The organism is Pseudomonas sp. PvP001 (assembly GCF_040546375.1).
Classification (GTDB): Bacteria; Pseudomonadota; Gammaproteobacteria; order Pseudomonadales; family Pseudomonadaceae; genus Aquipseudomonas; species Aquipseudomonas coleopterorum.
Genome location: NZ_JBEPNQ010000001.1, coordinates 2,476,807 through 2,501,193, shown reverse-complemented (window position 1 = coordinate 2,501,193; position 24,387 = coordinate 2,476,807). Strand labels below are relative to the sequence as shown.

Annotated in this window: 18 protein-coding genes and 2 pseudogenes; 12 read left to right on the top strand and 8 right to left on the bottom strand. The window is 62.8% G+C overall.

Annotated elements, in window-relative coordinates; translation table 11 throughout:
* Positions 1 to 38: 38 nt before the first annotated feature.
* Complete coding sequence (locus ABMD26_RS11330; protein WP_354309548.1) at positions 39 to 695, bottom strand: HAD family hydrolase; 657 nt, start codon at positions 693 to 695, stop codon at positions 39 to 41.
* Between the two features lie 4 nt (positions 696 to 699).
* A complete protein-coding gene (locus tag ABMD26_RS11325) occupies positions 700 to 1,245 on the bottom strand; it encodes a gamma carbonic anhydrase family protein (protein WP_192000426.1) in 546 nt (181 codons plus the stop codon).
* Positions 1,246 to 1,336: 91 nt separating this feature from the next.
* Between ABMD26_RS11325 and prlC the strand changes: the two are divergent.
* From prlC to ABMD26_RS11295, 6 genes and pseudogenes are all read left to right on the top strand, one after another.
* Positions 1,337 to 3,386: pseudogene (gene prlC, locus ABMD26_RS11320) on the top strand (oligopeptidase A).
* The gene (locus ABMD26_RS11315; RefSeq protein WP_043191945.1) at positions 3,383 to 3,640 is read left to right on the top strand and encodes a YheV family putative zinc ribbon protein; all 258 of its coding nucleotides are present in this window, start codon (positions 3,383 to 3,385) and stop codon (positions 3,638 to 3,640) included. The pseudogene prlC and the gene ABMD26_RS11315 overlap by 4 nt, the downstream one beginning before the upstream one ends.
* Positions 3,641 to 3,760: 120 nt before the next feature.
* On the top strand, positions 3,761 to 5,830 hold the full coding sequence (locus tag ABMD26_RS11310; RefSeq protein WP_354309545.1) for a M3 family metallopeptidase: 2,070 nt from the start codon (positions 3,761 to 3,763) through the stop codon (positions 5,828 to 5,830).
* 253 nt (positions 5,831 to 6,083) lie between these two features.
* Complete coding sequence (locus ABMD26_RS11305; RefSeq protein WP_354309543.1) at positions 6,084 to 6,821, top strand: gluconate 2-dehydrogenase subunit 3 family protein; 738 nt, start codon at positions 6,084 to 6,086, stop codon at positions 6,819 to 6,821.
* 1 nt (position 6,822) lies between these two features.
* Complete coding sequence (locus tag ABMD26_RS11300) at positions 6,823 to 8,607, top strand: GMC family oxidoreductase (protein WP_286916038.1); 1,785 nt, start codon at positions 6,823 to 6,825, stop codon at positions 8,605 to 8,607.
* A gap of 11 nt (positions 8,608 to 8,618) precedes the next feature.
* Entirely contained in the window at positions 8,619 to 9,932 is a 1,314-nt protein-coding gene (locus ABMD26_RS11295; protein ID WP_354309540.1) for a c-type cytochrome, read from the top strand.
* A 434-nt stretch (positions 9,933 to 10,366) separates the two neighbouring features.
* Here the strand turns inward: ABMD26_RS11295 and ABMD26_RS11290 are convergent, their stop codons facing one another.
* Entirely contained in the window at positions 10,367 to 11,053 is a 687-nt protein-coding gene (locus tag ABMD26_RS11290; RefSeq protein ID WP_056844879.1) for a FadR/GntR family transcriptional regulator, read from the bottom strand.
* 266 nt (positions 11,054 to 11,319) lie between these two features.
* On the opposite strand from ABMD26_RS11290, the gene ABMD26_RS11285 reads away from it, so the two are divergent.
* The 4 genes and pseudogenes from ABMD26_RS11285 to ABMD26_RS11270 all read left to right on the top strand — a co-directional run bounded on the left by ABMD26_RS11285 (position 11,320) and on the right by ABMD26_RS11270 (position 17,035).
* A complete protein-coding gene (locus ABMD26_RS11285) occupies positions 11,320 to 12,666 on the top strand; it encodes an MFS transporter (protein WP_376787072.1) in 1,347 nt (448 codons plus the stop codon).
* A gap of 75 nt (positions 12,667 to 12,741) precedes the next feature.
* On the top strand, positions 12,742 to 14,076 hold the full coding sequence (gudD, locus tag ABMD26_RS11280; protein WP_122743083.1) for a glucarate dehydratase: 1,335 nt from the start codon (positions 12,742 to 12,744) through the stop codon (positions 14,074 to 14,076).
* A 535-nt stretch (positions 14,077 to 14,611) separates the two neighbouring features.
* Positions 14,612 to 15,320 (top strand): annotated as a pseudogene (locus ABMD26_RS11275) (carbonic anhydrase).
* A gap of 200 nt (positions 15,321 to 15,520) precedes the next feature.
* Entirely contained in the window at positions 15,521 to 17,035 is a 1,515-nt protein-coding gene (locus ABMD26_RS11270) for a SulP family inorganic anion transporter (protein WP_197980065.1), read from the top strand.
* Between the two features lie 36 nt (positions 17,036 to 17,071).
* Here ABMD26_RS11270 and ABMD26_RS11265 read toward each other — a convergent pair whose 3' ends face one another.
* Complete coding sequence (locus ABMD26_RS11265) at positions 17,072 to 17,743, bottom strand: hypothetical protein (RefSeq protein WP_134722137.1); 672 nt, start codon at positions 17,741 to 17,743, stop codon at positions 17,072 to 17,074.
* Positions 17,744 to 17,915: 172 nt separating this feature from the next.
* Between ABMD26_RS11265 and ABMD26_RS11260 the strand changes: the two genes are divergently transcribed.
* On the top strand, positions 17,916 to 18,548 hold the full coding sequence (locus ABMD26_RS11260; protein ID WP_354309536.1) for an SCO family protein: 633 nt from the start codon (positions 17,916 to 17,918) through the stop codon (positions 18,546 to 18,548).
* A gap of 42 nt (positions 18,549 to 18,590) precedes the next feature.
* Here the strand turns inward: ABMD26_RS11260 and ABMD26_RS11255 are convergent, their stop codons facing one another.
* Genes ABMD26_RS11255 through ABMD26_RS11245 form a run of 3 tightly spaced genes read right to left on the bottom strand, consistent with a single transcriptional unit; the run spans position 18,591 to position 21,081 of the window.
* Entirely contained in the window at positions 18,591 to 19,364 is a 774-nt protein-coding gene (locus ABMD26_RS11255) for a MetQ/NlpA family ABC transporter substrate-binding protein (RefSeq protein WP_056844884.1), read from the bottom strand.
* Between the two features lie 38 nt (positions 19,365 to 19,402).
* Positions 19,403 to 20,074 (bottom strand): methionine ABC transporter permease, encoded by a 672-nt coding sequence (locus ABMD26_RS11250; protein WP_049860507.1) that lies wholly within the window; start codon positions 20,072 to 20,074, stop codon positions 19,403 to 19,405.
* Positions 20,074 to 21,081 (bottom strand): methionine ABC transporter ATP-binding protein, encoded by a 1,008-nt coding sequence (locus ABMD26_RS11245; protein ID WP_354309533.1) that lies wholly within the window; start codon positions 21,079 to 21,081, stop codon positions 20,074 to 20,076. The genes ABMD26_RS11250 and ABMD26_RS11245 overlap by 1 nt, the downstream gene beginning before the upstream one ends.
* A 286-nt stretch (positions 21,082 to 21,367) precedes the next feature.
* Here ABMD26_RS11245 and katE point away from each other — a divergent pair, with 286 nt between their 5' ends.
* Positions 21,368 to 23,506, top strand: a complete 2,139-nt coding sequence (katE, locus tag ABMD26_RS11240; protein WP_354309531.1) for a catalase HPII — start codon at positions 21,368 to 21,370, stop codon at positions 23,504 to 23,506.
* Here katE and ABMD26_RS11235 read toward each other — a convergent pair.
* A complete protein-coding gene (locus ABMD26_RS11235; RefSeq protein ID WP_049860510.1) occupies positions 23,503 to 24,210 on the bottom strand; it encodes a PA5502 family lipoprotein in 708 nt (235 codons plus the stop codon). The two genes, katE and ABMD26_RS11235, sit on opposite strands and share 4 nt — an antisense overlap.
* Positions 24,211 to 24,387 lie beyond the last annotated feature (177 nt).

Sequence of the window (24,387 nt, the reverse complement as noted above, 5' to 3'; positions counted from 1 at the left end):
GTGGTCAGTGGCCACGAATGACCCGCATCGTTACCGACTCATCCTGCGCCTTGCAGGAACGCCTCATGCAGCGCCTGCAACGTGTCGAAATGATACGTCGGATTCTCCAGGACCAACTCCTCCCGCGAACCGAAACCATAGCCCACCGCCGCGCAATCCAGACCGTTGCGGCGGGCACCGATCAGGTCGTGCTTGCGATCGCCGACCATCAAGGTCTGGGCAGGGTCCAGCTTTTCCTGTTCCACGACGTAGGCAATCAGCTGCACCTTGTCGGTCCGCGTGCCATCCAGTTCGCTGCCGTAGATGACCTTGAAGTGCCTGGCGAAATCGAAGTGCCGGGCGATCTCCCGGGCGAATTCCCAGGGTTTTGAAGTGGCGATATACAGATGCCGGCCTTGTCCCTGAAGGGTTTCGAGCAGTGCAATGACACCTGCGAAGATCTGGTTTTCGTACAGACCGGTGACGCGGAAGCGTTCGCGGTAGAAATTCACCGCCTGCCAGGCGCGGGCCTCGTCGAAGCCGTAGGCGTGCATGAACTGCTCGAGCAATGGCGGACCGATGAAGTGTTCCAGATTGCGCAGGTCGGGTTCGTCGATGCCCAGCTTGGCCAAGGCATACTGAATGGAGCGGGTGATGCCCTCGCGCGGGTCGGTCAAGGTGCCGTCGAGGTCGAACAGAATGTTTTGATAGTGCACGGAATCAGTCCTTGTCGAAGCCTTCGGCCAGGTGTTGGTCCTTGAGCTTCACGTAGTTGCCAGCGGTATAGGTGAAGAACGCACGTTCCTTGTCCGTCAGCGGCCGGGCCTGCCTGGCCGGACTGCCGACGTACAGAAAGCCGCTCTGCAGGCGTTTGCCCGGAGCTACCAGGCTGCCGGCGCCGATGATCACGTCGTCTTCCACCACCGCGCCGTCCATGACGGTACAGCCCATGCCGACCAGGATGCGATTGCCCAGGGTGCAGCCGTGGAGCATGACTTTGTGTCCAATGGTGACATCGTCGCCGATCAGCAGCGGGAAACCGTCCGGATTGAAAGGGCCGGCATGGGTAATGTGCAGCACGCTGGCATCCTGCACGCTGGTGCGTTTGCCGATGCGGATCCGGTGCATGTCGCCGCGGATCACGGTCAGCGGCCAGACCGAGCTGTCGGTGCCGATCTCGACGTCGCCGATCACCACCGCCGAGCGGTCGACGAAGGCACGTTCGCCCAGGCGCGGCGTATGCTGCTGGAAATTGCGAATGGCCACGATAGGCATCCTCTGTGTTGTCGATAGCTGCGGTGAGTCGTAATTGTAATTAAGATGTCCCAGTGTTTCTTCATAGCCAAGGTGTTTAACCGTGAGCGCGAATCCCCTTCTGCAGTCCTACGACCTGCCGCCGTTCTCGGCGATCCGTGCCGAGCACGTACAACCGGCGATTGAACAGATCCTGGCCGACAACCGCGCGGCCATTGCCCACATTCTGCAAACCCAGGGCAGCCAGCCTACCTGGGCCGGCCTGGTGCTGGCCATGGACGAGCTGAACGACCGCCTGGGCGCTGCCTGGAGCCCGGTCAGCCACCTCAACGCCGTGTGCAACAGCGCCGAACTGCGCCAGGCCTATGAGGCCTGCCTGCCGGCGCTCAGTGCCTACTCCACCGAGCTGGGCCAGAACCGCGAGCTGTTCCAGGCCTTCGAAACCCTGGCCAACAGTCCTGAAGCCGCGGGCTTCGACGTTGCCCAGAAGACCATTCTGGAGCATTCGCTGCGCGACTTCCGCCTGTCCGGAATCGATCTGCCGGTGGATCAGCAGCAGCGCTATGCCCAGGTGCAGAGCAAGCTGTCGGAGCTGGGCAGCCGTTTCTCCAACCAACTGCTCGACGCCACCCAGGCCTGGACCAAGCACGTCACCGACGAAGCGGCCCTGGCCGGGCTGACCGATTCGGCCAAGGCGCAAATGGCGGCCGCAGCCCAGGCCAAGGGCCTGGACGGCTGGCTGATCAGCCTGGAGTTCCCCAGCTATTACGCCGTCATGACCTACGCTCAAGACCGCGCCCTGCGTGAAGAAGTCTACGCAGCCTATTGCACCCGCGCCTCGGACCAGGGCCCCAACGCCGGCCAGAACGACAACGGCCCGGTGATGCGCGAAATCCTCGACCTGCGTCAGGAATTGGCCGAGCTGTTGGGCTATGCCAGTTATTCGGAACTGAGCCTGGGCCACCAAGATGGCCGAGTCGACCGATCAGGTGCTGACCTTCCTGCGTGACCTGGCCCAGCGCAGCAAGCCGTTCGCGGCCCAGGACCTGGAGCAGCTGCGCGCCTATGCCGCCGAACAGGGCTGTGCCGACCTGCAAAGCTGGGACAGCGGTTTCTACGGGGAAAAACTGCGTGAGCAGCGCTACAGCGTTTCTCAGGAAGCACTGCGTGCCTACTTCCCGATCGACAAGGTCCTGGGCGGCCTGTTCGCCATCGTGCAGCGCCTATACGGTATCGAGATCGCCGAGCAGAAAGGTTTCGACACCTGGCACCCTGATGTGCGCCTGTTCGAGATCAAGGAAAACGGCCAGCATGTGGGCCGCTTCTTCTTCGACCTCTACGCCCGCGCCAACAAGCGTGGCGGCGCCTGGATGGACGGCGCCCGCGACCGCCGTCGCACCGAGAATGGCGAGCTGCAAAGCCCGGTGGCCAACCTGGTGTGCAACTTCACCCCGGCCGATGCCGGCAAGCCGGCGCTGCTGACTCACGACGAAGTCACCACGCTGTTCCACGAATTCGGCCACGGCCTGCACCACCTGCTGACGCGGGTCGAGCACGTCGGGGTGTCGGGTATCAACGGCGTGGCGTGGGATGCGGTCGAGCTGCCCAGCCAGTTCATGGAAAACTGGTGCTGGGAGCCCGAAGGCCTGGCCTTGATCTCGGGTCACTACGAAACCGGGGAGCCGCTGCCTCAGGACCTGCTGGAAAAAATGCTGGCGGCGAAGAACTTCCAGTCTGGCCTGATGATGGTCCGCCAGATCGAGTTCTCGCTGTTCGACTTCGAGCTGCATGCCTCCCATGGCGATGGCCGCAGCGTGATGGAAGTGCTGGACGGTGTGCGTGACGAGGTTTCGGTCATGCGTCCGCCGGCCTACAACCGCTTCCCCAACAGCTTCGCGCACATCTTCGCCGGCGGCTACGCGGCGGGCTATTACAGCTACAAGTGGGCCGAAGTGCTGTCGGCCGATGCGTTCAGCAAGTTCGAGGAAGACGGCGTGCTCAATGCCGACACCGGTCGCGCCTTCCGCGAAGCCATTCTGGCGCGTGGCGGATCGCAGGCTCCGATGGTGTTGTTCGTCGACTTCCGCGGTCGCGAGCCCTCCATCGATGCCCTGTTGCGCCATAGCGGTCTGAGCGAGGAAGCGGCGGCATGATCACCAAGAAACGCTTCATCGCCGGGGCCGTTTGCCCGGCCTGCAGCGAGCCTGACAAGCTGATGATGTGGAGCGTCGACGAGGTCCCCCATCGCGAGTGCGTGGCCTGTGGTTACAGCGACACGCTCAATGCGCAGGGCCAGTCGGTGCCCAGCGAACTGGGCACACGGGTCAACAAGGTGGCCGTCAAGGTCGCCCGGCCCACCTCGCAACCGGTGCAGTTCTTCCCCAACCCCAAGCTCAAGAAGCCTTGAGCCAGGCCTGCCGTCGACTTGCCGCACGGGCAGGTCGACGGCAATAGCCGGCTACCACTTCACAGGTCGTTCGCCTTCCTAGACTGGCTCGCCACTCAGGCGTCACTCAAGGAATCGAACATGACCACCGCACCCTCGTCGGTACTCCCCGCGCTTCTTGCCGACAACCCCTTGCTGGGCAACCACGAGATAGTCCCCTATCACCTCATCAAGGCCGAACACGTCGAGCCGGCCATCACCCATGTGATCGAAAGCAACTTGCGTCAGCTGGCGCAACTGCTCCCCGAGCAGCTCGAATCACCCACGTGGGAAGGCTTGGTCAAGCCACTGGAAGACATGCATCAGCGCCTGCTGGCGGTGCTGCAACCCGAGCAGTTACTCAGTCGCCATCACCATCTGGCGGTGATCGAGGCTTATGCGAAATGCCGCGAGCGGGTACAGGCCTATGAGTCGGCCATCAAACACAACCGCACGGTGCAGGCCGCCTTGCAACTGCTGCAGCAAAGCCCGCAGGCCCTCGAATTCGATTCGACCCAGCAGGCGGCATTGAATCACGCTCTGCGCGCCGCTCGATTGGCCGGGGTGGGCACTGCGCGTGCGACCCAGATGCGCATCGAGCGTCTGCACGTGGAACTGGCGGGGTTGTACCAGACGTTCGCCGATAACCTGGACGCGGCCAGCCAGGCCTGGACCTTGGCCTTCGACGATGAAACCGCCCTGGCGGGTATCGCCCCTGCCATACGCGCCAGCATGGCCCAGCGGGCACGCGACGCCGGCCTTTCCGGTTGGCTGCTGACGCTGGAACTGCCGCTGGTGCTGGCGGTGGCGAGCCAGGCTCACGATCGCTCGCTGCGTGAACAGGTGTACCAGGCCTTCTACACCCAGGCCTCGGACCAGGGCCCGCGTGCCGGGGGGCAGGATAACGGGCCCGTGCTGCAACGCATCCTCGCGGCCCGTGCCGAGTTGGCCGAAGCGAGTGGGTATCGAAGCTACGCCTCGCTGGCCCAGGCCACGCGCATGTTCGACGAAGCCGCCGACGTGGAGCAGTTGCTGCTGCAACTGATCGACAAGGTCCGTCCGGCGGCGCAGGCCGAATTCGCGCCCGTGCAAGAGCTGGCTTCATTGTTCGGTGTGAAATCGCTGAAGGCGTGGGACTGGGATTACTACCGGGAAAAATATCAGCAGATCCACCACGGCGTGACCGAGCTCAAGGTGCGCGAATATTTCCCCATGCAGGCGGTGATGGACGGCATGCAGCGCCTGCTCGCCCGATTGTTCGACGTGCAGTGGCTCGAATGCCCCCCAGCACCACGCCAACCTGCCTCGGTGCGCCTGTTCCGCCTCAGCGAAGGGGATCAGGTGCTGGGTTACATTTACCTGGACCTGCACACCCGGCCGAAGAAGCGCGCGGGCGCCTGGATGGAGGCTCTGCGTGACCGCCACCGCTTCGCCGACGGACGCCTGCAACTGCCGATTGCCCATGTGGGCTGTGATTTCGCTGCCCAGACCCCAGAGTTTCCCTGCCTTCTGAGCCTGGGCGATATCCAGACGTTTTTCCACGAACTGGGCCATGCGTTGCACCACGTGCTGACCCGCATCGATCACGGCAGCGTGTCCGGCATCAAGGGCGTGGCCGAAGACGCGGTGGAACTGCCCAGCGGCGTGTTCGAGCACTGGGCCATGCAGCCGGAAATCCTGCAATCGTTGTCGCGCCATCATCGGAGCGGCGAGCAGATCGGCAGCGCGTTCGTCGAACAGGCGCTCGCAGCCCAGGCCCGCTTCCGGGCTCAGGCGCTGTTGTGGCAGCTCGAATACGCCCTGGTGGACTATCGCCTGCACAGCACGGGCGATGGCCTGTCGGCGCAACAGATCGGCGAGCAGGTGCTGGAGAAGACCCAAGTGGTCCGCTATCCACCCTATGTGCGTTGGCTCAACACCTTCGCTCATTTGTTCACCAACGAAGACTATGCGGCCGGGTATTACACCTATGTCTGGTCGCAGGTGCTCGCAGCGCACCTGTTCACTCGTTTCAAACGCGAAGGATTGTTGGCGAATCGGGCCGGTAAGGATTTCCAACGCCTGATTCTGGCATCGGGCGGGACTCGGCCCTTTGCCGAACTGGTAGAAAGCTTCGCCGGGAGCAAGCCGGGTGTCGAGGCATTGCTGGCGGATCTGGGGATCGAGGCTTGACCTGTTCGAGCAGATGCACCGAGCCAACCGATACACTGCAAGACTGAAACCGGTTTCATTTGGCGTCACAAATAGATACATTTGTCGGTTGAAGCGCCAGGGCGGCATTTTGCCGCGCCTGGCTTCGTGCCGAATGTGTCGCGTCTGCGCCTTCCACAAAGCATCACCCGCCTCTGGCCGCGTGGTGCAACGAACACGTACCGCTGAGCTGCGCATCGATAAAAACCGTATCGAACAGCTGATGAGAACCCTGATGTCCGAGCAAGAAAACAACCCGCGCCGGGATTTTCTGCGCAAAACACTGACCTTGATTCCGGTGGTGACCGTTGCCAGTAGCGGCCTGGGCCTCGGTGCCCTGACGGCCGATGCCCAGGCGGATACGCGGGCCGCGCCGCCTGCGCCGGTGCCAAGCGCCCATTACCAGCCGTCGTTTTTCACCGCTGAAGAGTGGGCTTTCGTACAAGCCGCGGTGGCTCGGCTGATTCCAGCGGATGACCTGGGCCCCGGCGCCCTGGAAGCCGGCGCAGCGGAATTCATCGATCGGCAGATGAACACCCCGTATGCCACGGGGGCATTGTGGTACATGCAAGGTCCATTCGTGACCGATGCCCCGCCCCAGATGGGCTATCAACTGCAGCTGGTGCCCCAGCAGATCTACCGCCTGGGCATTGCCGCCACCGACGCTTGGTGCAAGGCTCAATCGGGCAAAGTGTTCACTGAGCAAGACAGCGCTACCCAGGACCATATTCTCGGCAAGATCGAAGCAGGAGAACTGGTTTTCGACGAACTGCCCGCCACTGCCTTCTTCAGTCTGATCCTGCAGAACACCCGTGAAGGCTTCTTCTGTGACCCCGTGCACGGCGGTAACAAGGGCATGGTCGGCTGGACCCAGATCGGTTTTCCGGGCGCACGCGCCGACTTCATGGATTGGGTGGAGCGCAACGAGCAATACCCCTTCCCCGCTGTATCGATTCGCGGCGAGAGGGCCTGACATGACAACGGTAATGAAGAAAGTCGACGCGGTCATCGTCGGGTTCGGCTGGACGGGCGCGATCATGGCCAAGGAACTCACTGAGGCAGGTCTCAACGTGGTGGCGCTGGAGCGCGGCCCGATGCAGGACACCTACCCGGACGGCAGTTATCCACAGGTGATCGACGAGTTGACCTACAGCGTACGCAAGAAGCTGTTCCAGGACATCTCCAAGGAAACCGTGACCATCCGCCACAGCGTCAACGACGTTGCACTGCCCAACCGCCAGTTGGGTGCGTTTCTGCCGGGCAAGGGTGTCGGCGGCGCCGGTCTGCATTGGTCGGGCGTGCACTTCCGTGTCGATCCCATGGAACTGCGCATGCGCAGTCACTACGAGGAGCGCTACGGCAAGCAGTTCATCCCCAAGGACATGACCATCCAGGACTTCGGTGTCAGCTATGAAGAGCTGGAGCCGTTCTTCGATTTCGCCGAAAAGGTCTTCGGCACCTCGGGTCAGGCCTGGACGGTGAACGGCGTGCGGGTCGGCGAAGGCAAGGGTGGCAACCCGTATGCACCGGATCGTTCCAACCCGTTCCCGCTGGCCTCGCAGAAGAATACGGTTTCGGCGCAGCTGTTCCAGAAGGCCGCCGCCGAGGTCGGTTACAAGCCGTACAATCTGCCGTCGGCCAATACATCGGGGCCGTACACCAACCCCTATGGTGCGCAGATGGGCCCCTGCAACTTCTGCGGTTTCTGCAGTGGCTATGTCTGCTACATGTATTCCAAGGCGTCACCGAATGTGAACATCCTGCCGGCGTTGCGCCAGGTCGAAACCTTCGAGCTGCGCACCAACGCCCACGTCCTGCGGGTCAATCTGGACAGCACCAAGCGCAAGGCGACCGGCGTGACCTACGTCGATGCCCAGGGGCGAGAAGTCGAGCAACCGGCGGATTTGGTGATTCTCGGTGCGTTCCAGTTCAACAACGTGCGCCTGATGCTGCTTTCCGGCATCGGCAAGCCCTACGATCCCAAGACCGGCGAAGGTGTGGTCGGCAAGAACTTCGCCTACCAGAACATGGCCACCATCAAGGCCTTCTTCGACAAGGACACCCACACCAACAACTTCATCGGCGCCGGTGGCAACGGTGTGGCGTTCGACGACTTCAATGCCGACAACTTCGACCACGGACCCCATGGCTTCGTCGGCGGCTCGCCGATGTGGGTCAACCAGGCCGGCAGCCGACCGATCGCCGGCACGGCCAATCCACCGGGCACGCCAGCCTGGGGCAGCGCCTGGAAGAAGGCCACCGCCGACTACTACACCCATCAGGTGTCGATGGACGCCCACGGCGCCCATCAGTCCTATCGCGGCAACTACCTGGACCTGGATCCGGTGTACCGCGATGCCTATGGCCTGCCGTTGCTGCGCATGACCTTCGACTGGCAGGAAAACGACATCAAGATGAACCGCTTCATGGTCGAGAAAATGAGCAAGGTCGCCCAGGCCATGAACCCCAAGACCATTGCCTTGCTGGGCAAGAAGGTCGGCGAGCATTTCAATACCGCCTCCTACCAGACCACCCACCTCAACGGTGGTGCGATCATGGGCACCGACCCCAAGACCAGTGCGATCAACCGCTACCTGCAGTGCTGGGACGTGCACAACGTGTTCGTTCCAGGCGCCTCGGCCTTTCCCCAGGGGTTGGGCTACAACCCCACCGGCCTGGTGGCGGCACTGACCTACTGGTCGGCACGGGCCATTCGCGAGCAGTACCTGAAGAACCCCGGCCCGCTGGTGCAGGCATAAGGAGCGCAGAGATGAACGTTATCCAGATCGCTGCGCTGACCCTGCTCGCCAGTCTGTTGACCAGTCTGCCGGTCAGGGCCGCGGAGTCCGACGACGCCCTGATCGAGCAGGGCCGCTACCTGGCCCGCGCTGGTGACTGCGTGGCCTGCCATACCGCCAAGGGCGGTGCGCCGTTCGCCGGCGGGTTGGGCATGGAGACGCCGATCGGCACGGTTTACTCGACCAACATCACGCCGCACAGCGACGGCATCGGCAACTACAGTTTCGAAGACTTCGACAAGGCCGTGCGCCACGGCATCGGCAAGAGCGGCAGCAGCCTGTATCCGGCCATGCCCTACCCCTCGTATGCACGGGTCAGCGACGCCGACATGCACGCCCTGTACGCCTACTTCATGAAGGGCGTGGCGCCGGTGGCCGAACCGAACAAGCCGACCGACATTCCCTGGCCACTGAGCATGCGCTGGCCGCTGGCGATCTGGCGTGGTCTGTTCGCGCCTCCGGTCAGCGCCTATCAGCCACCGCCGGGCTCCGATCCGGTGATCAGCCGCGGCGCCTACCTGGTCGAGGGGCTTGGGCACTGTGGCGCCTGCCATACCCCGCGGGCGATCACCATGCAGGAGAAGGCCCTGAGCGCCGGCGACAACGCCGACTTCCTGGCTGGCAGCGCACCGCTCGAAGGCTGGATCGCCAAGAGCCTGCGCGGCGATCACAAGGACGGCCTGGGCAGCTGGAGCGAAGAGCAACTGGTGCAGTTTCTCAAGACCGGCCGCAGCGATCGCAGCGCGGTGTTCGGCGGCATGAGCGATGTGGTCGAGCACAGCATGCAGTACATGACCCATGAAGACCTCACTGCCATCGCTCGATACCTGAAGACGCTGCCGGCGGTGGACCGTGCCGACAAGCCCCATGAATACGACGCACGTGTGTCCGACGCACTGTGGAAGGGAGACGACAGCAAGGTCGGTGCCGGTGTGTACATCGACAACTGCGCGGCCTGTCATCGGACCGATGGCCAGGGCTACACCCGGGTGTTCCCGGCCCTGGCCGGCAACCCGGTGCTGCAGACCGAGGATGCCAGTTCGTTGATCCATATCGTGCTGGCAGGTGGCACGTTGCCGGCCACGCACACGGCGCCGTCCACCTTCACCATGCCCGGCTTCGCCTGGCGCCTGTCCGATCAGGAAGTGGCCGACGTGGTGAACTTCATCCGCAGCAGCTGGGGCAACCGGGGTTCGACGGTGTCGGCCGACGACGTCAAGCAGATGCGCGGCGACGACATGAAGCACACCTCCGGCGATGACCTGGGGCAGTCCACCAGCCATTGATCATGGCTGGCGGCCCTTTCGCGGGCAGAGACCCGCTCCCACCGTGAGGTGAATTCTCAACCGGCCTTGTGGGAGCGGGTCTCTGCCCGCGAAAGGGCCTTCACCGACACCCTCCAGTAAAAAAGCCCCCTCAATCCCAGCCTTGTGGGAGCGGGTCTCTGCCCGCGAAGGGGCCCCCACCGACACCCTCCAGTAAAAAGGCCCCCTCAATCCCAGCCTTGTGGGAGCGGGTCTCTGCCCGCGAAGGGGCCCTCACTGACCCCCTCCAGTAAAAAGGCCCCCTCAATCCCAGCCTTGTGGGAGCGGGTCTCTGCCCGCGAAGGGGCCCTCACCGATACCCTCCAGTAAAAAGGCCCCCTCAATCCCAGCCTTGTGGGAGCGGGTCTCTGCCCGCGAAAGGGCCTTCACCGACACCCTCCAGTAAAAAGGCCCCCTCAATCCGCATTGAAACGATCACGGCTGTTGCTCAAATGCAGCCACATCGCCGCCCGCGCCGCATCGGCGTCCTGCTTGCGGATCGCCTGGTAGATCGCCTCATGCTCGAGGTTCGCCACCTGCCCCAGCTGGGACAGATCGGCATCGCCCTTCTCCAGCGCGTTGAGCCGAGTGCGCGGAATCATCGCATCACCCAGGTGCTGCATGATGTCGGTGAAATACGTATTACCCGTTGCCTCGGCGATCAGCAGGTGAAAGCGCTTGTCTTCCTCCACGCAGCTGTCGTTGTTGGCCAGCGAGCGCTGATAGTCGTCCAGCGCCTTGCGCATGCGTTGCAGTTGAGACTCGCTGCGGCGCTTGGCTGCCAAGGCGGCCGCCTGAGTCTCCAATCCCAGACGCAACTCGAGAATGCCGCGCACACTGAGCGCCGTGTCGACGTTCAAGCGCAGGCCATGGGCCGGCTCGCGCTGCAGCACGAACGTCCCCACCCCATGCCGGGTTTCCACCAGACCCGATGCCTGCAACCGTGACAAGGCTTCGCGCACCACGGTTCTGCTGACGCCGTGCTCGGCGACGATAGCGCCCTCCGACGGCAGCTTGGCACCCGGCGCCAGGGTGCCCAGGCGGATCTGCTGGCTCAAGGCCTCGACCAGCCCATGGGCCAGGCTGTTTGGTCGCTTCGACATCGATGAGGCTCCCGGACGAAAAAACCGATCATACCTTGCGAGCATCTTCCGGGCGCTGCCGGGCCAGTCACCGGATGACGCCGACCGCTCAGCAACGGCATCACCAACACTGATGAAGATGTATGACAACGACGAATGGCAGGCTGGTTGGCCCTGTATGCGTTGAGTTCACCAAATATCTAGTTGTATGATGTCTGCCGACCGAGCACCCAGTTGCCGATCGACACAGAAACTACCCGCATAAAAACAATCAGTGGGAGATTTGAATTGTGAGCAATTCAAACGTTGCAACCGGCGATGCCGTCCTGGCCCGTGCCGTCTCGAAAGTGAAGAGTCACGTACTCCCGCTGTTCGTTATCATGTTCATCGTCAACTACATCGATCGGGTCAACATCGGCTTCGTGCGCACGCACCTGGAGCATGACCTGGGCATCGGCGCGGCGGCCTATGGCTTCGGTGCCGGGCTGTTCTTCATCGGCTATGCACTGTTCGAAGTACCGTCCAACATGCTGTTGCAGAAAGTCGGCGCACGGGTCTGGCTGACGCGGATCATGTTCACCTGGGGCATCGTCGCCACGATGATGGCGTTCATTCAGAACGAAACCCACTTCTACATCCTGCGCTTCCTGCTGGGGATCGCCGAAGCCGGTTTCTTCCCAGGCGTGATCTACTACTTCACCCGCTGGTTGCCTGGCGTCGAACGTGGCAAGGCGATTGCCATCTTTCTCAGCGGCTCGGCCTTGGCCTCCCTGATTTCCGGGCCCCTGGCCGGTGCGCTGTTGCAGATCGAAGGCCTGGGCATGCACGGCTGGCAGTGGATGTTCCTGATCGAAGGTCTGGCTTCGGTGCTGCTGTGCTTCTTCGTCTGGTTCTGGCTGGATTCCAAGGTCCACGACGCCAAATGGCTGACTCTGGAGGAGAAAGACGCGCTGGTGGGCGAGATCGATCGCGAACAGCGCGAACGTGACGCCATGCACACCGTCAAGCCGACCCTGGGCACGCTGCTCAAGGATCGCCAGATCCTGCTGTTCTGCCTGATCTACTTCTGCATTCAGCTGACCATCTATGCCGCCACCTTCTGGCTGCCCAGCATCATCAAGAAAATGGGCGGTCTGGATGACCTGCAGGTAGGCTTCCTCAATTCGATACCTTGGCTGATCTCGATCATCGCCATGTACGCGTTTGCCGCGCTGTCGGGCAAGTTCAAGTTCCAGCAGGCCTGGGTGGCGACAGCGCTGCTGATCGCCGCCGCCGGCATGTTCCTTTCCACCACGGGCGGCCCGGTGTTCGCTTTCGTGGCCGTGTGCTTCGCTGCCATCGGCTTCAAGTCGGCGTCTTCGCTGTTCTGGCCCATCCCCCAGGCCTACCTGGATGCGCGCATTGCCGCGGCGGTGATCGCACTGGTGAACTCGGTGGGTAACCTGGGCGGCTTCGTCGCGCCGGCCACCTTCGGTTTCCTGGAGCAGAGCACCGGCTCGATCCAGGGCGGGCTGTACGGCCTGGCCGCGACATCGGTGCTGGCCGCGATCGTGGTGTTCTTCGCCCGTACGCAGCCCAAGCCCGGCAAACCCGTGAGCGGCATTGCCGAACCCGTGCAGGCGCGACCGCTCTGACGAGCGCGATCCCCCGTACCGTTTTCGCCAGGCCCCTGCGGCGCCTGGCGTGGATTCAATGACAAGGAAAACCACATGACCACGCACAACGCCCCCATCGTCACCAGCCTGCAAGTCATTCCGGTTGCCGGGCACGACAGCATGCTGCTCAACCTCAGCGGTGCCCACGGCCCGTTCTTCACCCGCAACATCGTGATTCTCAAGGACAGCGCCGGCAACACCGGGGTTGGTGAGGTGCCCGGGGGCGAGCGCATTCGCGAGACCCTGGAAGACGCCCGCAGCCTGGTGGTGGGCCAGCCCATCGGCCAGTACCAGCAGATCCTCAACCGCATGCGCACCACCTTTGCGGCGCGCGACAGCGCGGGCCGCGGTCTGCAGACGTTCGACCTGCGCATCACCATCCATGCCGTGACGGCCATGGAGGCCGCCCTGCTCGACCTGCTCGGGCAGTTTCTGGAGGTGCCGGTGGCAGCGCTGCTCGGTGAAGGCCAGCAACGCGATGCGGTGAAGATGCTCGGCTACCTGTTCTATGTGGGCGATCGTGGCCAGACCGACCTGGCCTACCGCAGCGAGCCGGACGCCGCTGATGACTGGAGCCGCCTGCGTCATGAAAAGGCAATGACCCCCGAGGCGGTGGTGCGGTTGGCCGAAGCGGCCAAGGCCAAGTACGGCTTCAACGACTTCAAGCTCAAGGGCGGCGTGCTGCGCGGTGCCGAGGAAATCGAGGCGGTGACGGCGCTGGCCGAGCGCTTCCCCGACGCGCGCATCACCCTGGACCCCAACGGTGCCTGGTCACTGAAGGAAGCGATCGGCCTGTGCCGTGATCAGCACCATGTGCTGGCCTACGCCGAGGACCCCTGTGGCGCGGAGAACGGCTATTCGGGACGTGAAGTCATGGCCGAGTTCCGCCGTGCCACGGGCCTGCCCACCGCCACCAACATGATTGCCACCGACTGGCGCGAGATGGGTCACGCCATTCAATTGCAGTCGGTGGACATCCCGCTGGCCGACCCGCATTTCTGGACCATGCAGGGGTCGGTGCGGGTGGCGCAGATGTGCAACGACTGGGGGCTGACCTGGGGCTCGCACTCCAACAACCATTTCGATATTTCGCTGGCGATGTTCACCCAGGTGGCCGCTGCGGCACCGGGCGAGATCACCGCGATCGACACGCACTGGATCTGGCAGGACGGCCAGCGCCTGACCAAGGAGCCGTTGCAGATCGTCGATGGCTTCGTCAAGGTGCCTGCCAAGCCGGGCCTGGGCGTGGATATCGACATGGACGAAGTGGCCAAGGCCCACGAGCTGTACAAGACCAAGGGCCTGGGCGCGCGGGATGACGGCATTGCCATGCAATACCTGATTTCAGACTGGAAATTCGATAACAAGCGTCCCTGCCTGGTGCGCTGATCCACGTATCAACCCTGTGGGAGCGAGTCTCTGCCCGCGAAAAGCAGCATGCGGTGGCCCAGGCATACCGCGGCGTCTGCTTAGCGGGCAGAAACCGGTCCCACATCACGTCGCCCCTGTGGGAGCGGGTCTCTGCCCGCGAAACGGAGCATGCGGTGGCTCAGGCAGACCGTGGCGGCTGCTTCGCGGGCAGAGCCCGCTCCCACAGTTCTGCTGCCGCCATGCAGACGACTTGAATCTTATGTAGCAGCGGCGCAAGCCGCGTCGGCGGTTTAAGCGGTGCATCTGGGCGAACGCGCTGAAGCCGGACGCGACTCGCGCCGCTGCTACAGGGACGCCGTCCATCGTCTCGACAACCCCCATCCCCGCACAATAGAGCGCTCGATTCAGGTTCAGTTAAGTTTTCACCGGTAACGTTAGTGACAAATGACTCACAAGTCATAATCCTATGTAAATCGTCTCGTCCAGCCGTGAGCTGTGGGAATTTTTACCCGGTAAACTGGGAACCATCTCAAATCCAGCAAGAGGATGAATCATGAGCGACAAGGATCCTACACCGAGCCATGCCGATACGGCTGAAGCCTCCCTGAAACAGATCGTCGACGGCTTCCTGCATTTCCATCATGACGTCTTCCCCCAGCAACAAGAGTTGTTCAAGAAGCTTGCCACCGCGCAAGCACCGCGGGCCATGTTCATCACCTGCGCCGACTCGCGCATCGTCCCTGAACTCATCACCCAAAGCTCTCCCGGCGACCTGTTCGTGACCCGCAACGTCGGCAACGTCGTGCCGCCTTATGGCCAGATGAACGGCGGCGTTTCCACCGCTCTGGAATACGCCATCCTGGCCTTGGGCGTGCAGCACGTCATCGTCTGCGGCCACTCCGACTGCGGCGCCATGCGGGCCGTACTCAACCCCGCTTCGCTGGAAAAGATGCCAACCGTCAAGGCCTGGCTGCGCCACTCGGAAGTGGCCCGCACCGTGGTCGAAGACAACTGCAACTGCGCCAACGAAGCCGAAAGCATGAAAGTGCTGACCGAAGAAAACGTCATCTCCCAGCTGCAGCACCTGCGCACCCACCCATCGGTGGCCTCGCGCATGGCCAGCGGCCAGTTGTGTTATCCATGGCTGGATCTACAACATCGAAACCAGCGAAATCAAGGCCTACGACGCCGAGCAGGACTGCTTCCGTCCGCTCGACAGAATGACCACGACGCCTAGCGCCACGCCCAAGGGCCGCTTCTAGGTAGCCGTGGCGTCCGTTTGACAGGGCCTGCCTGGCCATCATCCGTCGACAGCACACCTCAACGATCGCTTGCCGAATCCACCTGTAACCGCCGCGCCGGTTGGGCTACAGGGGATTGGGCAGGCACGCTGCTGCCTGTCGAAAAGTGTGGCCCGGCTCGCTTGAATGCTTGCAGGAGATTGAACGTGAATATTGCACACATGAAAGCGGTGTTGCCGCGCGAGTTGCTCGCCTCGGTCGTGGTATTTCTGGTCGCGCTGCCGTTGTGCATGGGTATTGCCATCGCCTCGGGAATGCCGCCCTCCAAAGGCCTGATCACCGGCATCATCGGCGGTATCGTGGTCGGCTTTCTGGCCGGCTCGCCGTTGCAGGTCAGTGGCCCCGCCGCTGGTCTGGCCGTGCTGGTCTTCGAACTGGTTCGTCAGCACGGCATGGCCATGCTCGGTCCCATCCTGCTGCTGGCCGGTCTGCTCCAGCTGTTGGCCGGGCGTTTCAAGCTCGGTTGCTGGTTCCGCGTCACGGCGCCGGCGGTGGTCTACGGCATGCTGGCCGGTATCGGCGTGCTGATCGTCCTGTCCCAGGTCCACGTCATGCTCGACCGGGCGCCGCAGCCCTCGGGTCTGAGCAACCTGATCGAATTCCCTGCGGTTGTCGGCCAGGCCATTCCCAGCATCGGTGGCGGGTTGGGCTGGCAAGCCGGGTTGTTGGGCCTGCTGACCATCGCCGTCATGTACGCCTGGGAAAAGCTGCGCCCGCAGAAGCTGCGCTTCGTTCCCGGCGCGCTGCTGGGCGTGGGGCTGGCCACCGGGCTGAGCCTGTTCTTCGCCATGCCGGTCAAGCGTGTCGAAGTGCCGGCGAACCTGGCTGAAGCCATCGACTGGCTGCGCCCCGCCGACCTGCTCAACCTGGCCGATCCGGCCCTGTTGATCGCCGCCATTGCCGTAGCCTTCATTGCCAGTGCCGAGACGTTGCTGTCAGCGGCTGCGGTGGATCGCATGCACAATGGCCAGCGTTCGGATTTCGATCGCGAACTGTCGGCGCAAGGTGTGGGCAACATGCTGTGCGGCATCCTCGGCGCGCTGCCGATGACCGGTGTGATCGTGCGCAGTTCGGCCAACGTCCAGGCCGGTGCACAGACCCGTCTGTCGGCGATCCTGCACGGTGTCTGGCTGCTCGGTTTCGTCGTCCTGCTGTCCAGCCTGTTGCAGAGCATTCCGGTGGCAAGCCTGGCGGGTGTGCTGGTCTTCACCGGCGTCAAGCTGGTCGACTTCAAGGCCTTCAAGGGCCTGGGCCGCTACGGGCGCATGCCGATGTTCACCTACGCCGCCACGGCCCTGGCGATCGTCTTCACCGACCTGCTTACCGGTGTGCTGCTGGGCTTCGCCCTGACCCTGCTCAAGCTGGCCTTCAAGGCAGCGCGCCTGAAGATCACCCTGGTCGACCAGGCCCCTGGTGAGGTGGAGTTGCGCATGGTGGGCTCGGCAACCTTTCTCAAGGTCCCGGCGCTGACCAAGGCATTGGCGAGCATTCCGGAAGGTACGATTGTCCATGTGCCGCTTGCCGGCCTGACCTACATCGACCACTCCTGCCTGGAACTGCTGGAGGACTGGGGCCGCGCGAATCAGAGCAAGGGCTCGCGGATGATCATCGAAAGCCGCGGCCTCAAGCGGCGCATCGAAGGTCAGCTGCGGACCAGCGCAGGCTTCGGCAGCTGACCCGGCAATCGGGAAGCGCTCTGCAGGGCTTGGCGACTAGTGCTCGTCAGGCCCTGTCGCAGCCTGCGAGGTTGCGTTCAAGTCCAAGCCAATCCCCAGGCGCCGTGACATGCACGGCCACTGTTTCCATGCTGCCCCGGTCTCGGGGCTGATCAGCTTGTCGCGGTAGGCTTGCACCGACGGCAGCTCGAAGCTTTCATCGCACAGCATCTGGTCCACCGAATGGTGCACGACCTCGTCCAACTCGTTGGCGAAGGTTTCACCGATCAACTGGTGGGCGATCAGGTTGGCCACGGTCATGTCCAGCGGTATCAGCGGCTGGCCGAGGTGACGGATGTACAGATCGTTGATTTCCTCTACCAGACGATGCGCCAGGTAGGCTTCATCGAGCAGGCCATCCATCCCTGGATGGTCCGCGAGAATGCCGGGCGGTTGCAGGAAGTATTCTTCGGCAATCTTCAGCACCGGATCGATCTGCGATTGGATACCCGCCTTGACCGCCACTTCGCTGGCGGCGTCGAGCAGTTGCGGGACTTCATCGATGTAGGCGCTGACGAAGCGCCACAGGGCGGTGTCGTTGCCTTCGGCGATGTCGATGGACGGATGCAATTGCGGCAGCTGCTTTTCCAGGCGCTGCTGCAGCTGGCCGGAAGCGGCCTCGTGTTCGGTGGCACGTTGGATCTGCTCGCGCAATGCGGCGGTGTTCATGAAGGCTCCAGGCGGGTGTCACGAAAGTGAAGTGGGAACGATAGCTGGCCCATCGGGAAGGCTAAGACGCATTTGTCATAGTCGGGACACATTTCATAACGGCGCGAACCACTACCCTCCTCATGGCTCGCCTGATAACGTCGCCCCTCCTACGTGCATTGACCCCAGACTCATGACAAAAGCGCAGAAAATCGTCTTCATCGTTGCCGGCGTCCTCGCCTTGCTGATCGGATTGAGCGTTCACCACTTGCTCACCCGGCATAGCCAGCCCGACCGCGCCGCACTGGTCGATGCAGGGATCATCCTGTTGGCCCAGAGTCGCGCGATGCCTGCGCTGCAGATGACCGACCAGGACGGCGCGGCCGTTCACGTCGACCAGCTCAGGGGCAAGTGGTCGCTGCTGTTCTTCGGCTACACGTTCTGCCCGGATATCTGCCCGACCACCCTGGCCAACCTGCGCGACGTGCAGCAACAGCTGCCCAACGCCACGCGCGAGCGCCTGCAGGTGGTGCTGATCAGTGTCGACCCGCACCGCGACACCCCCGAGCGGCTCAAGCAGTACCTGGGTTATTTCAAGGCAGGCTTCGAAGGGTGGGTCGCGCCGGTCGAGACCTTGCAGACGCTGGCCAGCGCCATCAGCATTCCGTTCATCCCCGCCGACACGCGCAAGCCCAATTACCTGGTGGAGCACAGCGCCAATCTGGCGTTGATCGGGCCGGATGGGCGCCAGCGGGGGTTCATTCGCGGGCCGATCGACAATGCGAAGATGATCGCCCAGCTTCCGGGGCTGGTCGCGGGCGATTGATTGAGAAAGGAAGGTCGAGCTCACACTCGACCTGTCACGGGCTTAAAAAGCGGGAAGCACCGCGCCCTTGTATTTCTCGGTGATGAACTGCTTGAGCTCGGGGCTGTGCAGCGCGGCGGCCAGTTTCTGCATGGCCGGCGAGTCCTTGTTGTCCGGGCGCGCTACCAGAATGTTCACGTAGGGCGAGTCGTTGCCTTCGATGAACAACGCATCCTTGGACGGATCCAGCTTGGCTTCCAGGGCGTAGTTGGTGTTGATCAGCGCCAGGTCGACCTGCGTCAGTACGCGCGGGATGGTCGCCGCTTCCAGCTCACGGATCTTCAAGCCCTTGGGGTTCTCGACGATGTCCTTGGTGGTGGCCAGGATGTTGCTCTGGTCCTTGAGGCGAATCAGGCCGTATTTCTGCAGCAGCAACAGGGCACGACCGCCGTTGGTGGCGTCGTTGGGCACCACCACGTTGGCGCCGTTGCCCAGCTCGTCGAGCTGCTTGATCTTGCTCGAATAGGCGCCCAGGGGCTCCAGGTGAACGCCGGTCACGGCGACCAGATCGGTACCCTTGCCCTTGTTGAACTCATCCAGATACGGCTGGTGCTGGAAGAAATTGGCGTCCATGTTCTTCTGCGCGACCTGGACGTTGGGCTGGATGTAGTCGGTGAACACCTTGATGTTGAGGTCCACGCCCTGCTCGGCCAGTTGCGGCTTCACGAATTCCAGAATCTCGGCATGGGGCACGGCGGTGGCCGCCACGTTCAGGCTTTCGTTGGCCTGGGCGGACAGTGCAGCGACGGCGGCCATGGCGGCCAGTAGTCTTTTCATCTTCGATTTCCTTTTCGGCCCGTGGGCCAGACCTACGATTATTTGCGAGAGAAGTGCACGACCAGGCGGTCGCCCAGCATCTGCAGCAGTTGGACCATCAGAATCAGGATGATCACCGTGACGTACATCACGTTGTCCTGGAAACGCTGGTAGCCGTAGCGAATCGCCAGGTCACCCAGGCCCCCGGCGCCGACCACGCCAGCCATGGCGGTGTACGACACCAGCGTGATGGTCGTCACGGTGATGGCCGCGATGATCCCCGGCAGGGCCTCGGGCACCAGCGCCCGGGTGATGATCTGTCGCGTCGTGGCGCCCATGGCCTGGGTTGCCTCGATGATGCCGCGGTCGACTTCGCGCAGGGCGGTTTCCACCAGCCGCGCGAAGAACGGCACGGTGCCGATGACCAGCGGCGGAATCGCCCCGGCCACGCCCAGCGAGGTACCCACCAGCACCACGGTGGTGGGGATGAGCAGAATGATCAGGATGATGAACGGCAGCGAGCGGACCACGTTGACGATGAACGACAGCACCGCATAGAGCCTGGGCTTTTCGAACATCTGCCGCGGGCTGGTGAGGAACAGCAAAACACCCAACGGCAGGCCCAGCAGGATGGTGAACAGCAGCGAAGCCCCGAGCATCACCAGCGTGTCGAGGGTGGCCTGCCAGATTTCGCTCCAGTCGACGCTGGCGAAGAAGTTGATCAGGTCCATCAGCGCAGCACCTCCATGTGAACGTCGGCAGCGGTGAAGCGGGCGAATGCCGCGTCCATGTCGCCGCCGGTGATTGCCAGGGTCAGCTGGCCGTAGGGGGTGTCCTTGATGCGATCGATGCGGCCGGCCAGGATGCTGTAGTCGACGCCGGTCTCGCGCGCCACGGTGCCCAGCAGCGGCGCGTAGGTGGCCTCGCCCTGGAAGGTCAGGCGCACGATGCGGCCCGCCACATGAGCGAAGTCGCTGCGCTGCTCGTTCTCGTCGACCTGCTCGTCTTCCTGAACGAAACGACGGGTGGTCGGATGCTGTGGGTGCAGGAATACGTCGGCCACAGGGCCTTGTTCGACGATGCGTCCGGCGTCCATCACCGCAACCTGATCGCAGACCCGACGGATCACGTCCATTTCATGGGTGATGAGCACGATGGTCAATTGCAGTTCGCGGTTGATCTCGGCCAGCAGTTGCAGAACCGAGGCCGTGGTCTGCGGATCCAGGGCGCTGGTGGCCTCGTCGCAGAGCAGGATCTTGGGGTTGGTCGACAGCGCACGGGCGATGCCGACGCGCTGCTTCTGACCACCGGACAGCTGTGCCGGGTACTTGCGCGCATGGTCGGACAAGCCGACGCGCTCGAGCAACTGGGCCACGCGCTGGTCGATTTCCTTGCGCGACAGGCGCCCGGCCAAGTTCAGCGGCATCGCCACGTTATCGGCGACGGTCTTGGAGGCCAGCAGGTTGAAATGCTGGAAAATCATGCCGACCTGTTGCCGAAAACCGCGCAGGCCGTCAGCATCGAGCGCGGTGACGTCTTCACCGTCGACGATGATCCTGCCACCGCTGGGATTTTCCAGGCGGTTGATCAGGCGCAGAAGCGTGCTTTTGCCCGCGCCGGAGTGGCCGATGAGGCCGAACACCTGGCCTGCCGGCACCGTGAATCGGGTGGGATGCAGCGCGGGAATTTCCCTACCGGCCACGCGGTAGGTCTTGTGGACATCTTGGAACTCGATCACGTAGCGAACCTTGTGGGGCGCATGAATGGGGTAGCAGCTGATAGCCGGGCGCGCATTTTAGCCCAGGCGTCCAGTCGTATTTAGCATTTATTTTCGCCGCAACCTGCGATTTGGCAATAACGCGACTAAAGGTCGGCTTGGCGACCGTTCCTGAAAAAAAAAGGAACGCCCCTGCAATTTGTCAGGTCACTTGCTGAGTATTCCTGCCCCATGCCTGCCGTGATCAGGTGAGGGTACTTATCAAAGTCCGTCCACGGACTGCCGTGAACCAAGGAGTTAAGGCCCGATGAGCAACAAGACCCCCCCTGCCGGCAAGAGCGAAGCGGCTGGCACCGACACCCTGGATCGTCAGAACACCAACGCCAAACTGGAATCGCTCGAGCAGTTCCGTGCCGATGGCACCGGACAAGCGCTGCGCACCAACCATGGCGTGAAGATCAGCGATAACCAGAACACCCTCAAGGCCGGCGCACGCGGCCCGTCCTTGCTCGAAGACTTCATCATGCGTGAGAAGATCACGCACTTCGACCACGAACGCATCCCGGAGCGTATCGTCCACGCCCGCGGTACTGCCGCCCACGGCTTCTTCGAGACCTACGAAGACCATTCGGCCCTGACCAAGGCCGGCTTCCTGCGCGACCCGGCGAAGAAGACCCCGGTCTTCGTCCGCTTCTCCACCGTGCAGGGTCCACGCGGTTCGGGTGACACCGTACGCGACGTGCGTGGGTTCGCCGTGAAGTTCTACACCGACGAAGGCAACTTCGACATGGTCGGCAACAACATGCCGGTCTTCTTCATTCAGGACGCGATCAAGTTCCCCGACTTCGTTCACGCCGTGAAGCCTGAGCCGCACAACGAGATCCCAACCGGCGGCTCCGCCCACGACACCTTCTGGGACTTCGTCTCGCTGGTACCCGAGTCGGCGCACATGGTGCTGTGGACCATGTCCGACCGTGCGATCCCGAAAAGCCTGCGCACCATGCAGGGCTTCGGTATCCACACCTTCCGCTTCGTCAACGGCGAAGGCAAGGGCACGTTCGTCAAGTTCCACTGGAAGCCCAAGTTCGGCACCTGCTCGCTGGTCTGGGACGAAGCGCAGAAACTGGCCGGCAAGGACACCGACTTCCACCGCCGCGACCTGTGGGAATCCATCGAGATGGGTGACTACCCGGAATGGGAGCTGGGTGTGCAGATCGTGCCGGAAGAAGACGAACACAAGTTCGAATTCGACCTACTCGACCCGACCAAGATCATTCCCGAAGAGCTGGTCCCGGTCACTCCGCTGGGCCGCATGGTCCTGGACCGCAACCCGGACAACTACTTCGCCGAAACCGAACAAGTTGCCTTCTGCCCGGGCCACATCGTTCCTGGTATCGATTTCAGCAACGACCCTCTGCTGCAGGGCCGTCTGTTCTCCTACACCGATACCCAGATCAGCCGTCTCGGTGGGCCGAACTTCCACGAGATCCCGATCAACCGGCCGATCGCGCCGAACCACAATGGCCAACGTGACGCCCAACACCGCACCCGCATCGACAAGGGCCGTGCGTCCTACGAGCCAAACTCCATTGACGGTGGCTGGCCGAAGGAAACTCCATCGGCACCGATCGATGGCGGCTTCGAGACCTATCCCGAGCGTGTCGACGCACACAAGGTCCGCGAGCGCAGCGAATCGTTCTCCGACCACTTCTCGCAAGCCACGCTGTTCTTCAACAGCATGAGCCATGCCGAGAAAGAGCACATCATCGCGGCCTACAGCTTCGAACTTGGCAAGGTCGAGCGCGAATACATTCGTGCCCGTCAGGTCAACGAGATCCTGGCCAACATCGATCTGGAACTGGCTTCGCGCGTTGCCGCCAACCTGGGTCTGCCTGCGCCGAGCAAGGGCACCGTATCGGTCAAGCCTTCGTCACTGAAGGAATCGCCTGCGCTGAGCCAGACCAACCTGCTGTCGGGCGACATCAAGAGCCGCAAGGTGGCGATCCTGGTCGCCAACGGTGTGGATGGCAAAGCGGTCGCTGCCCTGCAGAAGGCGCTCAAGGCTGAAGGCGCACACGCCAAGGTTCTGGGCCCGACCAGCGCACCCGTCAAGACTGCCGACGGCCAGACGTTGGCAGTCGATGCTTCCCAGGAAGGTCTGCCGTCGGTGGCTTTCGATGCAGTGTGGGTGCCAGGTGGCGCGGATTCGATCAAGGCACTGAGCGCCGATGGCGTGGCCTTGCACTACCTGCTCGAAGCCTACAAGCACCTCAAGGCAATCGGTGTCAGCAAGGATGGCAAGGCGCTGCTCGAAGCGCTGCGCCTGCAGGAAGATGCCGGTCTGCTGGTGGGCGACGATGACAGCACCATCAAGGCGTTCATCGCTGCGATCGCCAAGCATCGCGTGTGGGATCGTGAACCTGCCGCTAAAGCCATTCCGGCTTAACGGCGCGGTATAAGCACCACTTGGGTCGGTTGTCCGTGCACCACACGGCGACCGACCTTCAGTTGCATTTCTGGCAACTGTTCGCTGACGCGCTGCTTGAGCAGCGCTTCCAGCCGGCGATATTCGCCTGGTTGGGCCACCTGAATGATCACATCACATTGGTAATGAACGACGTCGGTCGCGATGTCGCGCATCTGTGCGCGCAACTGAGGTGCGCTGTGCATCTTCAAAGGCACTGCTGAAACACTGGCGTTCGGATCCAGCACCAAGGCCTTCGGCCGGGCTTCGGCCGCTTTCAGGGCCGCTTCGGCTTTTTCCAGCTCGGCCTTGCGCGCCTGGGCGATCGCGCCATTGACGCCACCGATGAGGGCCGGTGCCTGAGGCATCAATACGCGAGCACGGCCCAGCGCGGTGGCCGCCGCATTGACGTCACCCTTCTGCAGCATCACCTGGCTGCGCTGCAGATAGGCCTCGGCCAACTGCCGCTGCGCCTCGTTGACGCGCGGATCCTGCGGAGCCTGGGCCTGCAGTTTGACCAACTGATCTTCAGCCGTGGCCAGCTCGCTGCTGGCGATGTTGGTTTCCAGCTGTTGCCAGGCATCGGGACCTGCGTCAGCGGCAGGGTCGCGCGACGAAGTCTGGCAAGCGGTCAACAGCAGGGAAAGTGTGGCAAGTAGCAGATAACGGGAGGCGAACGGCTTCATTGCTGCGACTCTCTATTTGCCCAAAAAACGGCCAAGTCTACACCGTGGGGGTGTCGGCGAAAATATGGGCGCCGAAAATCGCTGATCCTATGCCTGTTTGGTCGAAGCAGACAGGGCCAGCACCTCGAAAACCTCGGCGATGTGATACAGTGAATACAGGTATCACACAGGAGTTTC